Raw genomic sequence first — 13,543 nt, forward strand, 5'->3', positions numbered from 1 at the left:
GTCCAACACTTGCCTGCCCGCATTCTCATACAAGAATGTTTCCGGATTCGATAAGGGAGAGAAATACGATAAGATAAAAAGAAAGCCCCGCGATGCGGGGCTTCTAATCTGTATGGAATCTCCCGAGAATTGATGAACCTCCTGAATGTTTTATTTAACCAATAAGTTTACCGTGGCTTTTTTCCCGTTGTCCAGTAAGAGCGTAACAATGTAAATGCCGCTTTGTACTGGCATTGTTAACCGGTTGCTTGTTTGCACTGATGTTAACTGCTGTAATGTGGTGCCGCCAACAGTAGACAGAATCAATCGGGCACCCTGCAACTCAGTAATGGTATAGTTACAGGTAATGGTAACTATGCCTGCCGGGCTGGCCGGGTTGGGGTATGCTTTGATACCGCCTGCAACAGTGTTACTGCCGGTTAAGGTAAGCGGACAGGTTTGCACCTGTTTACCGTTCCGGTCTGTGACTATAGCATAATAGATTCCGTTAAGTGCTGCTGATTCGCTGTAATAAGCTTTGTTAGCACCTGCAACTGCGGTGTTGTTCTTATACCATTGCCATTGTACATAGGTTCCGCCGGTATTGTCGAAGAAAAGAACATCGCTCCAATGTTGACGCACCATCGATGGCAATATGTAATTAAACGTATTGGTAACAGCGGTGGCTGCAAAGTGATTGACATCGCCTGCCTGTGTTGCAGTAACGACGGTGCTTCCCGGGCTAACCGGCGTAAGCACTGATCCGCTCACTGTAGCAATGGCAGTATTGTCAACGGAGTACGTGGTAGCCAATCCGCTGTTACTGGTAGCGGTCAACGTAATGGCAGCTTCACCATTACAACCGGTGGTAAGGTTCTGCACCCAGGTAATGTTTTGTGAAGCTTTGGTAATCGTAAATGTATTGCCTGTAAAAGAAATGATATAGTTACCGCCTGCACTCAGTGTATTTTGACGGATGGCATAATCGCCTGCGTTCTCACCCGCATCTCTGTTAAGCGTACCTGTAAGCATACTGGTGTTATCACTGCCCACAAAACCTGTAGCTAAAAAGTTAAGCGCCGGGTCGGAAGTGCCATACACTTTTGTTTGTGCATTGGCCTGAATGATCAGTACAGCAGGAGCAATGGTAAGAGTACCGTTTACATAAGTAATGCTGTAATTAGCTGAAGTATATCCGCCCGGAGTAATAACGTAACTGCCTGCTGCCTTAGCGCCCTGTGAAGTACCGCTGTACGATAACGTACCTTTTAATACAGCAGCAGTTTCATTATTCACAAAGCCACTGAAGTCAATTCCGTTGCCACCGCTATAGGCTTGTGCATTATAGGTTTTGCTGAAGCCATTGGCAGTAATGGTCAGTGAAGCAGGTGTCACCTCCAACATAAGGCTAACATCAGTAGCGGCATTGTAGTTGGCGCTGCCTGCCTGCGATGCGGTGATACTCGCAGTACCTGCACCCACAATTTGAACCTGTCCGCTGCCGGTTATTGTAGCTACAGCCGTATTATTGCTGCTGTAGGTAACAGTGAGGCCAGAGGTGGCAGTTGCACTGGCGTCAAAACCGGCGCTTCCGTATACTTTGGAAATGGTGGCACCGGCTGTTTGAGTGGTGAACGTTATAGTATTAGTTGCTTTTGTAATGGTAAGGTTATTACCCGAATAAGTAATGGTGTAGTCTGCATTGGCCAACAATGTACCTTGTGTAATGGCATAAACGCCTGCGCCTTCCCCGGCATCGCGGGTTAAAGCGCCGGTGATGAGGCTGATGTTGTCGCCGACAGCAAAACCAGCAGCAGTATAAGTGAGCGCCGGATCGGCTGAACCAACTACTTTGGTTTGCGCATCCGCAGCAATTGATAAAGTTGCCTTGTTAATGGTAAGCCTGCCACTAACATAGGTGATGGTATAATTGGTGGCCAAAAGTCCACCGGGAGTTATGGCATAGTTGCCTGTATGTACGGCGCCTTGTGAGGTGCCGCTATAGGTTACAACACCTGTTAACGCTGCTGTTGAATCTTCGTTATTTACAAAACCGCTGTAAGAAAGGCCATTACCACCGTTGAATGCTGCACCATTGTACACCTTAGCCCAGTCTTTTGCAGTAATTGTTAAGGCAGCCATGCCGGTAGTTAAAGTACCGCTCACGTAAGTAATGGTATAGTTGGCAGCAGTGAGGCCGCCGGGAATAATCACATACGTACCTGCATTTTTAGCCCCCTGCGAAGTACCGCTATAGGTTACAGCGCCGGTTAATGCCTGTGCAGAATCTTCATTATTTACAAAACCGAGATACTTTAATCCATTGCCACCGCTGAATGCTGTACCGTTATATACTTTAGTGGAATCACGGGCAGTGATGGTGAGGGGAGCTTTTTTAATAGTTAAAGGACCTTGCAGATAATTGATATTGTAGTTATCAGCAACTAATCCACCGGGGGTAATAGAATAAACACCAGCATTTACCGCACCTTGTGAAACACCACCATAGGTTAGTGTACCAGTTAAAGCTGTTGTTGAATCTTCATTATTCACAAACCCAGTGTAGGTTACACCATTGCCACCATAGAAAACCGAACCATCATAAAACCGGGTACTATCTTTAGCCTTGATAATTAAAGTAGCTTTAGCTATAGTTAGGGTAAAAGCTGCAGATGCATCAGCATAATTGGCATTACCGGCCTGTGAGGCAGTTATTTGCACAGTACCGGCCTTTTTAATAGTCACTTTCCATCTATTCCCATCACTCGCATCCTGGTAAGCTTCCGCAATGCTGTTATCAGCCGAAGTGTAGCTTACCGTTAGACCGGAAGTAGCGCTAAAGCCCGGTGCAAAATCGGCAACGCCGTAAGTTTTGGAAATATTGCTGACACTAATAGACTGTGCAGTTTGCTGCAATTCGTAAGCACCGATATCAATAGTGCCTCCATTCGCATAGTTTGAAACGCGTGCACTACCCGCCAGATCGGTACTGGAAGCACTTAACCCTGGATACAAAGCATTGCTGCCTGCGTTTTTTAATATGCTTCCACTTTGCAGTGTATAATTACCATCGGCATTTGCTCCATTATTATAGTCAACAGGAAGAGTAAAAGAAGGATCATCATTACCCGATAAATTGTGCGCATTGGCGTCTGCCGCCACGCCCTGCACCAGGCTGTATTTAATGGTAGCACTGCCAATATTGGCAATCCCTGACCGATTGTTATAGATGACGCTGTTATTGATAGTAAGACCTGCACTGCTATTATAGATAGCGCCACCTGAAACAGACGAATTACCCACAATAGTAGTGTTCGTTAACTGACCAACGTCATTGGCGATAAAGATACCAGCACCGTTGCTTCCGGCATAATTCCCGGATATCAATACATTATTAAATACGTTAGTTCCGGTGCTATACTGTACGTAAATGCCGCCACCGCTATTTCCTCCTGAATTGCCTTTTATCTGTACGCCATTGGCAGTAACAGGACTACCGGTTTGTGAAAAAACACCACCACCATAGCTGTATGCTGTATTATTCTGAATCAATGAATTGGTTATGATAAGCGGACTACCCTGATTAAGATAAACACCCCCTCCATAGCTTGAAGCGCATTGCTGAATAGTACTATTGGTTAAAGTAACTGTATCATTACCGTATACTCCTATTCCGCCTCCAAATTGACCGGACGCATTACTGGCGATGTACGAATTTTGAAATGATACATTGCTACTGAACATTGCCGCTACGCCTCCGCCATAACTACTGGCGTAGTTGTTTACAACCACCATGTTGTTAAACTTAACCGAAGCGCCATTTAATAAATATATACCGCCTCCATGCACGCTACTTACATTGTCACCCTGATCAACAACTAAAGTAGTTCCACTGGAGGAGCCTTCCTGAACAGTAAAACCATCCACTACCAACGGATCGCTACCAAGCGATCTATTTCCGAACAGAACGTGGTATACATAATTATAACTACCAAGATTTCCACTTAAAACAGTAGCATTGGAAGAGGTAAGATCTCTTGCTGCGATGCTGCTTTCCGTGCCGGCAAAGTGGCCGTATAATTTTACATCAGGCACCAGGATAAACGACTTGAAATTGTCGACGGAAGAGCTGCCCCCTATTTTGGTAGTAGGGACATAGGTACCAGCGGCCACCCATATTTCTTTTACAGTGCCAGGTGTGGCTCCATTCAATGTTCTCGCATTTTGTAAAGCAGTACCCAGTTCGGCAATGGCATTAGCCCAGTTGTTGCCGGAGAGCGTACCTGCCCCACCTTTTTTTACATAAAGAATACCATTGGCATCCTGCGCCTGTATAACGCTGCTGATAATGGTAAGTGCACAGATAAAGCTTAAGTGTATATATCGTCTCATTGCAGAAAAGTTCTTAGTAGGGAATAAATTAATATTAATCGTTACTGGCAGTAGCCAGTAAACTATTAGCAGGCGTTTACCATACGCCCGGCAAATGCAGGGCTCACAGTAATGAGAGTAGTAAAGTATTGGGGGAAATATGGGTTCCGGGCAAATAGTCTGATATCTGGAAAACAAAGCAGCTGCAAAAAAGTGAGTACAAAATCCTATTCATAAGTTGTAATGTAGGGGTCAAGGGGGGTATCTATGCGATAAAAATAAGTTAAGCAAACGCTGATTACAAATCCTTTTCCTTATTCTTTGATTTCTCCTTCAACTGTACCAGAGGTCAACGCTATTTGTTGATATTTGACAAATCTGCGATGAAGGAGTTCGACAATAGAGATTCGCATATCCGATACCGGTGATACTTAACTGAGATAGAATATCCGGATCAAGTTTTCTTCATTCACTTATAAAATGGAGTAGTTCGCACCAGTTCCGATAATATGATCGTTCAGGCATTATTGGTGCCGGGCGTGGTATTTCGCCAAATAAAAAAGGAAGCACTTTGAGTACTTCCTTTTTTTATTTGTGGGAGTTGACGGGTTCGAACCGCCGACCCTCTGCTTGTAAGGCAGATGCTCTGAACCAGCTGAGCTAAACTCCCTTTTTGTCGTTGGGAGTGCGAAAGTAAATAAAGAGGTCGACTTTTCATCAAAGTAGCCGACCTTTTTTTAAAAATATTTTTTAACCCTATTTCTTCTTTCCTATTCGATACAATTTTCCACTGTCGGTTACTGCATACAATGCACCGTCCTTTCCATTGGTGATGTCTCTGAACCGTTCTTTATCTGCAGCCAGTAAACGTTCTTCTCCTGTTACTTTGTTATTGGTGATCACCAGTCTCGCAATGTGAGGTGTATTGAGTGCGCAAATAAAAAGATTATTCTTCCATTCAGGGATCTCATTGCCTGTATAGAACACAATGCCGCTGGGCGATACCACAGGATCCCAGTAATACACCGGTTGCTCCAGTCCGGCCTTCTGCTGAATAGCATCACCAATCTTCTCTCCCGAATACTCGATACCGTAAGTAATGGTAGGCCATCCGTAATTCTTTCCTGGTTCTACCCTATTCACTTCATCACCTCCGCGTGGACCAAATTCTGTTTCCCACAAATCACCTGTTTCTGGATGCCAGGCAAGTCCCTGTACATTCCGGTGACCATAAGACCAGATTTCGGGTCTTGCATTTTTATCATTGGCAAATGGATTGCCTGGAGCCGGCTTACCTTCTTTTGTGATGCGAACGATCTTGCCCAGCGCAGCCTGCAGACTCTGTGCCAGCGGCCTCGTTTCAATATCGGAACGTTCGCCTGTGCTCACAACCATGTATCCACTCTTATCGAAAAGGATACGGCCGCCATAATGCAATGTGCTGTTATGGGCAGGCGTTGCATGATAGATCACAGTTGCATTCTCTATCTTTTTGTTATCCGCAGACAGCGTGCCTTTGGCCACTGCCGTAAGATTTCCTTCTTTCAGTTTTTCGGAGAATACCCAGTACACCATTTTGTTTTTGCTGAAATCCGGATCCAGTGTAAGACCGAGCAGACCACCCTGTCCGTCTGAATTTACTGCAGGCAGCCCTGTGATCTTGTCACTAAGTTGGCCATTTGCATCTGCGATGCGCATGGTGCCGCCTTTTTCCGTGATAAGAAAATTGCCGTCGGGCAGTTGAACAATGCCCCATGGATTCATGAGGCCGGAGCTGAGCACTTTGCCTTCGTATGGCGTAGTTGTGTGTACGCCTGCGATGCGGGTTTGTCCTGCAAAAGCAGGTTTATAATTTGTATTGGGTGTATCTTTTTCAACCGGTGCACCAGTTGTGTCTGGTTGGTTCGATACAGGTGATTCTTTCTTTGTTTCGCTGGTGGGCGTTCCGTTATTGCAGGCAACCGTAATGATACTGATGCCGCAAATGATATGCAGGATATTTCTGAACATAGCCATTTTTTTAGTCTTGAATAGAACCTAAGTTAAAACATTCAAAGCATATGCCTCCCTTGTATTTCGACGGATCGGGTGAAATAACAGGCAGTCACCGGGAATGGTGAGGCATACAGGAAATCACTAATAAATTGGAGATAAAAAAATCAGGCCAGCTCCGGAACAGCAGCTCTGCGAGGCAATGATGCAGGTTTTTTCGCAGCTTTTTTCTTCTTCTTTCCCCACCAGATCAGGAAGCCGGTAACCGGCAGCGAAGCTGCGATGAGTGAAACAAAGAACATTCCGATCCTGCCCGGCAAGCCTGCAATGGCGCCTACATGGATATCGTAGTTCATGCGGATGGCCTTTTCAGCTGCTGATGCATCAGCATATTTTCCGTAATAATGCACTGGAATTTCGTTGGCACTGTACTGATCGAAATACAGATTATCCATGCGATAGAAAGTATTCTTATCCGGATAGGCGCGAACCAGTATTGCAGCTGAATCGGTTTGAGGCATTCCGATCTGATAACCGGCAGCAAGCGGATAAGCCGCCGTTACCTTATTGAAGATCCTGTCGAGTGCAGGTGTGCTGTCGCTTGTTGCCAATTTCACTGAGAGTGGAGCTGGATTTTTAGGCCTGCTTTTTCCGCCACTCAGCAGAAAGAATTCTGATTTGCCTACCCATTCAAAACTCCAGAAAAGTCCGGTGATGATCACGAATATCAGCACCCAGCTGGCATAGAACCCGAATACATTATGCAGATCGTAGTTCAGTCTTTTGCCGGAAGCATTCCACTTCACTTTGTAACTGCTCTTTCTTCTCGCTTTACTGGCAGGCCACCAGAGAATGATGCCACTTACCACCATTACGAAAAAGATCAGTGTGGATGTGCCCGTGATCGGCTTACCGATATCAGGAGGCAACCACAGATACATATGACCATTGAGTATGAAACGGAAGAATTCGCTGTTCATATCCCTTGTTTTCAGCACTGCGCCGGTGTAGGGATCGAGGAACACAGAATAATTGTAGCCTTTTTTCTTGTTGAAGAACTGCACAATGGCAGCAGACTCTTTTCCTTTCAGCAGAATGCGGCTGGGCTTCTTCCCCGGTAATTGTTTTTCTGCAATGGATTTGAGTTGGGATATGGGAAGAAAGGATTGCGCTCTTGCTTCAACGGAAAGCTCCGATTGCGTAAGCCTGCTCAGCTCTGGCTGAAAACAATAAATAGCGCCCGTAACGCCCATGATAAAAACGATGAGCCCGGTAACCAGACCGAGCCAGAGATGACAGAAACGAACGATGTTTTTGAGCTTTGTTGCCAGAGTACACTGAGATTTGCTGCAAAAATCATTGATGCAGGCTTTCCGTCGTAAATGAGAAAGGAAAATATGGTTACGCGATGCGGAAAAATGCTGATAGCCAATCTCCCTGGGACTATTTTTTGTGCCACCCTTTCCCAAAATGCAGCTTTCCCCTGCTGGCAGCAAAATTGTAAAGCATATTTAAAAAAACTATGAAAATCAGACTGCCGCAAATATCAGCCTTGATGGTATTGAGTATGCTGTTCAGTTCCTGTGAAGTGATTGGCGGGATCTTCAAAGCCGGAGTATGGACGGGCATCCTTGCCGTTGCAGCCGTAGTGATCCTCATCATTGTGATCATCGCGCGTGTGATGAAAAAATAAAAATGCCCCGAAGGTTATCCTCCGGGGCATCGGTCTATTTGTACAACCGAACTAAAACAGTTCGGGCTGATCGTTCTCTTCTTTTTTCACTTTCATTACCCACTCGAATTCGGTGCTCTTTGAGAAGTCTGCAAGTTTGTTGCCGACCGCTTTCCAACCCATCACTTCCACAAAATCGTGGATCTTGATCTTGGAAGTACGCTGCTGTGTGCCACGTCCCTGCTTGATCAGTACGATCGGTTCAGGATGTGTGGTCACGGCTTCGAGGTAGTTGCCCTCTCCTTCCTTGATCATGGTGAATTTGCTGTTCACAGTGGTTGTCTCGATACGGAATCGCTTTACATTGAATTGTTGCTTATCGTTATCGAGATAAATGGCCGTAATGATTTTCTCAGGAGCGAATTTCTCGATCACGGTAATATTCTCTGCATCGAAACGCTGCGTCAGTTCCTGATCCCTGATCTCGTAAGTACCATCGTGATAGAACACCAGCAGTTTGTCCTCTGTCTGGAAACTTCCGAGGTATTCGCCTTTCTCTTCGATGTTGAGGCGGCCGAAAGTATCGTCGAACCAGAGTTTGCGGAGACCGAGCGTAGACTTGCCGGCTTCTTTGAACTTCACATTCTTGATCGGATATTTGGTAACCTGATTACCCATGCTGCTCCGTCCTTTGATCTCCAGCTCTTCAAAATAGAAATCGAACTCTTTGATACGTGCGGCTGCATTGGGACTCAGAATCACTTTCACCGACTCTGCTTCTCCGTTCGGGTTGGCAGTGAAGTAGTGCACTTTGCTGCGCTCTGCTCCCTTGGTGAGATCGTATTCTTTCTCACGCGTGATGCCGGTTACATTGAATCGCTTCGCGAAGCTGATGCCGCTCTTACCGTCTACATAGATCATATTGTAGGTAGTGCGTTCATCGTTCTTCTGGAAGATGGCGATATGGATGATGTCTTTGCCGATGAATGTTTTGTCGCTCACTTTCACGATCTTCATCTTTCCTGCGCGCGTGAACACAATCACATCATCGAGGTCTGAACAGTCGGCCACAAATTCATCTTTCTTCAAACTCGTTCCCACGAAACCGTCTGCACGGTTCACGTAGAGCTTGGCATTGGCGATGGCCACGTGTTTTGCCTGAATGGTATCGAACAGTTTGATTTCGGTATTGCGCTGACGTGTTTTGCCGTATTTCTCTTTGAGACGCTCGTAGTAAGCAACTGCGAAATCAACCAGGTTGTTGAGGTCGTGCTTCACTTGTTTGATCTCTTTTTCGAGGGCTTTGATCTGATTGATCAGGTCGTCGATATCGAGTTTGTAGATGCGGCGTACAGGCTTCTCCGTGAGCTTCACCAGATCTTCACGCGTGATGTCGCGTTTCAGTTGAGGCTTAAAGGGATTGAAGGCCTTGTCGATGGCATCGAGCACTTTATCCCAAGTTTCGTGGCGCTTCTCCAGCTCTTTGTAGATCTTCTCTTCGAAGAAAATCTTTTCGAGTGAAGTATAGTGCCATTTCTCCTGAAGCTCGGCCAGCTTTATTTCCAGCTCGCGTTTCAGCAGGTTGCTGGTTTTGTCCACGGAAACGCGCAGCAGGTCGCTCACGCCGAGGAAAACCGGTTTATTGTCCACAATCACGCAGGCGTTTGGCGAAATGCTCACTTCACAATCAGTGAATGCATAGAGTGCATCGATGGTGATATCGGGAGAAATGCCCGGAGCCAGGTCTACCTGGATCTCTACATCTGCCGCGGTATTGTCGGTTACTTTCTTGATCTTGATCTTGCCCTGATCATTGGCTTTGATGATACTGTCGATCAGCGAACTGGTTGTTACACCGTAAGGAACATTCTTGATGAGCAGCGTTTTTTTGTCGAACTCTTCGATGTTCGCACGCACACGCACTTTGCCACCGCGTTTACCTTCGTTGTAATTGGTTACATCGATCATTCCACCGGTAAGAAAATCGGGATAGATCTCGAATTTCTTTCCGCGGAGGTATTTGATGGCTGCATCGAGCAGTTCGTTGAAGTTGTGCGGGAGGATCTTTGTTGCAAGACCAACCGCGATGCCTTCAGCGCCCTGTGCCAGCAGCAGCGGAAACTTCATGGGAAGCGTAACGGGCTCGTTCTTGCGGCCGTCGTAGCTGAGTGCCCAGTCGGTAGTTTTGTTATTGAAAGCCACGTCCAGCGCGAACTTGCTGAGACGCGCCTCGATGTAACGTGGTGCAGCCGCATCGTCGCCGGTACGGATATCACCCCAGTTACCCTGGGTATCTATCAGCAGGTCTTTCTGTCCCATGTTCACCAGTGCATCGCCGATGCTTGCATCACCGTGCGGGTGATACTGCATAGCCTGACCGATGATATTGGCCACTTTGTTGAACCTGCCATCATCCATTTCTTTCATGGCATGCAGAATGCGTCGCTGAACGGGTTTCAATCCGTCTTCAACTGCAGGTACTGCACGCTCCAGTATCACGTACGAAGCATAATCGAGAAACCAGGTTTTGTATTGTCCCGATACGCCCGAATTGCTCTCCAAAGCCTGTTCTGAAATTTTCAATTTAGCCATAAGATTCTTTCAGCCTGAGGTATTGTTTGTTATTGTTTACTGTTCTTCTGTGGCGGCCGTTGCGGCAGATTTTCCTTTCACTTCAAATTCTTTCATGCCTTTGGGTTCGCCCTGAATATCGTACTCTCCCGATGCAACGAGCTGTTTCAGACGCCAGAGCAGGTAAGCATCTCCGGTAGTCTGCTTGTTCTTGCTGAGGAACTGATTGATGATCTTGCTGGCTTTCTGCCAGTCTGATCCGATGAATTTCTTCAGATCGGCATCGTAGTAATCATACCCATGATGGCCGAGTTTTTTGCCTCCTTCGAGTATGCGAACGCCTTTATTTTCCTGCATCAGTTTCTTCCATTCATCGGGATCTACTTCGAACTCGCTGAGTGTAATGGGACGCGCCAGTTTCTTGGCTTTCAGAAATTCCTTCGGAGGAATTACGTGTAACCATTCAGGATAGAAGATCAATCCTTTCTCATTGATGAAAGGCAGGTTGTTCAGATAAAGGATAAATACCCTTCCCTGAAACTCCGCCATATAGTTGAGCAGCCAGTAGTAGCCGCTTACATCATGTTTGTTCTGTGCAGCCCACACCCAGATGATCTCATCGGGATTACGGCGCATGGTACCTACAAGCTCAGCAACGGTTTTGTAATCGTCTACCTCGCCATTGTCTACACTGCCATCGTAGTCGCCGCCGGCCAGCACATCTCTCCACCATTGCCTGCGTGCTTCGATGCCTTCTCCCACATAGATGTTTTCGATGGGTCCCACTGCGTAATCGTCCTTGATCTGCACTACTTCTCCCTGCAGGGATTCATCCAGCTCGATGGCTTTCTTCAGTACATCTATATCTGCTGCATTGAATACGATATGGATCATAATGATTGTTGTTTGCGTTAAGAAGCTGTTTCGTCAGCCAGATCGAGTTCTACACGAAGGTTGCCGATGATGAATTCCTGACGTTCCTGCGTGTTCTTACCCATGTAATATTCCAGCAATTGCTGCACGTGTTCGCCCTGTTCGATGATCACCGGCTGCTTGCGCATTTCAGGGCCAATAAACCTGCCGAACTCTTCGGGAGAGATCTCACCGAGTCCTTTGAAGCGCGTGATCTCAGGTTTTCCACCGAGTTTTTTGATCGCTTTCTGCTTCTCTGCTTCGTCGTAGCAATAGAAAGTTTCTTTCTTATCGCGAACGCGGAAGAGCGGCGTTTCGAGAATGTACACGTGCTGGTTCTTCACCAGATCGGGGAAGAACTGGAGGAAGAAGGTCATCATCAGCAGACGGATGTGCATGCCATCCACGTCGGCATCCGTTGCGATAACGATATTGTTGTAACGAAGTCCTTCATATCCTTCCTCGATATTCAATGCGTGTTGCAGCAGGTTGAATTCTTCGTTTTCGTATACTACTTTTTTGGTGAGGCCGAAGCAGTTCAGCGGCTTACCGCGAAGACTGAATACGGCCTGCGATTCTACGCTGCGGCTCTTGGTGATGCTTCCACTGGCAGAGTCGCCTTCGGTAATGAAGATGGTGCTTTCTGACTGTTTTGCAAGGATGGCAGCCTTGTCTTTACCGGTCGGCTCATCGTTGTAGTGGTAGCGGCAGTCGCGCAGTTTTTTGTTGTGCAGGTTGGCTTTCTTGGCGCGCTCGTTGGCCAGCTTCTTGATACCTGCCAGTTCCTTGCGCTCGCGCTCACTCTGCTCGATGCGTTTTTTCAGCGCTTCGGCAGTAGTGGGATTGCGGTGCAGGAAGTTGTCGAGTTCTTTGGAGAGGAAGTCGTTCACGAAGTTCTTCATCGTAGGACCATCCTCATAAACCACCTGCGAACCGAGTTTGGTTTTTGTCTGGCTTTCGAACACGGGCTCCTGCACTCTCACGGAGATGGCGGCGCAGATGCTTCCGCGGATATCTGCCGCATCGTAATCTTTTTTATAGAACTCACGGATGGTTTTCACAAAGGCTTCGCGGAAAGCAGCGAGGTGCGTACCGCCCTGTGTGGTGTATTGTCCGTTTACGAATGAATAGTATTCTTCGCCGTACTGATTCTCGTGTGTGATGGCTACTTCGATGTCTTCTCCTTTGAGGTGGATCACGGGGTAACGGATCTCATCTTCGTTGGTTTTGCGCTGAAGCAGATCGAGCAGGCCATTCTTGCTCACATATTTCTTTCCGTTGAGGATCATGGCCAGGCCGGCGTTGAGGTAACAGTAGTTCCACAACTGACCGTCGAGGTATTCATGGAGGAAGTGAAAGTTCTTGAAAACGGTATCATCGGGCGTAAAGAAAATCTCGGTGCCGTTTGGTGCGTCTGTTTTCGCTTCCCTATGTTCTTTGATGAGAACGCCTTTCTCGAATTCGGCGGTTTTTTCTTTTCCGTCGCGGAAAGCGGTTACTTTGAAATAGGTACTGAGGGCATTCACTGCCTTGGTACCCACTCCGTTGAGACCGACAGATTTCTGGAAGGCTTTGCTATCGTATTTGGCTCCGGTATTGATCTTACTCACTACATCAACCACTTTTCCGAGGGGGATACCGCGGCCATAGTCGCGAACGGTAACGTTTTTGCCTTCGATGGTGATCTCTACCTGTTTGCCATAACCCATGGTATGTTCATCGATACAGTTGTCGATCACTTCTTTGAGCAATACGTAGATCCCATCGTCGGGACTGGAACCGTCACCCAGCTTACCGATATACATACCGGGGCGGAGGCGGATATGTTCCCGCCAGTCCAGGCTTCTTATCGAGTCTTCGGTATACTCGAACTGATTGGTGGTTTCTTTTTCTTTTGCCATAGTTTAATTCCTGTTCGTAAGCTACTTATATATTAAAATAAATCTGTTACAATGTAAGACGGCTGCTGTAGAACGGGCAAATATAGCAAAAGGGACGCAGAAGGGATTTGCGTGAGATATTAAGGTGTGTGGAAAAAACAGCTTG

At 46.8% G+C, this 13,543-nt stretch carries 7 protein-coding genes and 1 tRNA gene; 1 reads left to right on the forward strand and 7 read right to left on the reverse strand.

The window, feature by feature from the left end; genetic code table 11:
* Positions 1–150: 150 nt before the first annotated feature.
* The 4 genes from HHL16_RS13985 to HHL16_RS14000 all read right to left on the reverse strand — a co-directional run bounded on the left by HHL16_RS13985 (position 151) and on the right by HHL16_RS14000 (position 7,838).
* On the reverse strand, positions 151–4,371 hold the full coding sequence (locus tag HHL16_RS13985) for an MBG domain-containing protein (protein ID WP_169425814.1): 4,221 nt from the start codon (positions 4,369–4,371) through the stop codon (positions 151–153).
* 574 nt (positions 4,372–4,945) lie between these two features.
* Positions 4,946–5,020 (reverse strand) — tRNA-Val (locus HHL16_RS13990).
* An 86-nt stretch (positions 5,021–5,106) separates the two neighbouring features.
* Positions 5,107–6,360 (reverse strand): PQQ-dependent sugar dehydrogenase, encoded by a 1,254-nt coding sequence (locus tag HHL16_RS13995; protein ID WP_169425815.1) that lies wholly within the window; start codon positions 6,358–6,360, stop codon positions 5,107–5,109.
* A gap of 149 nt (positions 6,361–6,509) precedes the next feature.
* Positions 6,510–7,838 carry a PepSY-associated TM helix domain-containing protein gene (locus HHL16_RS14000; RefSeq protein WP_346766840.1) on the reverse strand — a complete coding sequence of 443 codons (1,329 nt, stop codon included), beginning with the start codon at positions 7,836–7,838 and terminating at the stop codon, positions 6,510–6,512.
* A gap of 26 nt (positions 7,839–7,864) precedes the next feature.
* Here HHL16_RS14000 and HHL16_RS14005 point away from each other — a divergent pair, with 26 nt between their 5' ends.
* On the forward strand, positions 7,865–8,035 hold the full coding sequence (locus tag HHL16_RS14005; RefSeq protein ID WP_169425817.1) for a phosphatidate cytidylyltransferase: 171 nt from the start codon (positions 7,865–7,867) through the stop codon (positions 8,033–8,035).
* 51 nt (positions 8,036–8,086) lie between these two features.
* Here HHL16_RS14005 and HHL16_RS14010 read toward each other — a convergent pair whose 3' ends face one another.
* Genes HHL16_RS14010 through HHL16_RS14020 form a run of 3 tightly spaced genes read right to left on the reverse strand, consistent with a single transcriptional unit; the run spans position 8,087 to position 13,398 of the window.
* On the reverse strand, positions 8,087–10,606 hold the full coding sequence (locus HHL16_RS14010) for a DNA gyrase/topoisomerase IV subunit A (RefSeq protein WP_169425818.1): 2,520 nt from the start codon (positions 10,604–10,606) through the stop codon (positions 8,087–8,089).
* A gap of 36 nt (positions 10,607–10,642) precedes the next feature.
* Positions 10,643–11,479 carry a DUF1835 domain-containing protein gene (locus HHL16_RS14015; RefSeq protein WP_169425819.1) on the reverse strand — a complete coding sequence of 279 codons (837 nt, stop codon included), beginning with the start codon at positions 11,477–11,479 and terminating at the stop codon, positions 10,643–10,645.
* A 17-nt stretch (positions 11,480–11,496) separates the two neighbouring features.
* Positions 11,497–13,398 carry a DNA topoisomerase IV subunit B gene (locus tag HHL16_RS14020; protein ID WP_169425820.1) on the reverse strand — a complete coding sequence of 634 codons (1,902 nt, stop codon included), beginning with the start codon at positions 13,396–13,398 and terminating at the stop codon, positions 11,497–11,499.
* Between the last annotated feature and the right edge of the window lie 145 nt (positions 13,399–13,543).

The sequence above is a fragment of the Pseudoflavitalea sp. G-6-1-2 genome (assembly GCF_012927185.1).
In the GTDB taxonomy this organism is placed as follows: Bacteria; Bacteroidota; Bacteroidia; order Chitinophagales; family Chitinophagaceae; genus Pseudobacter.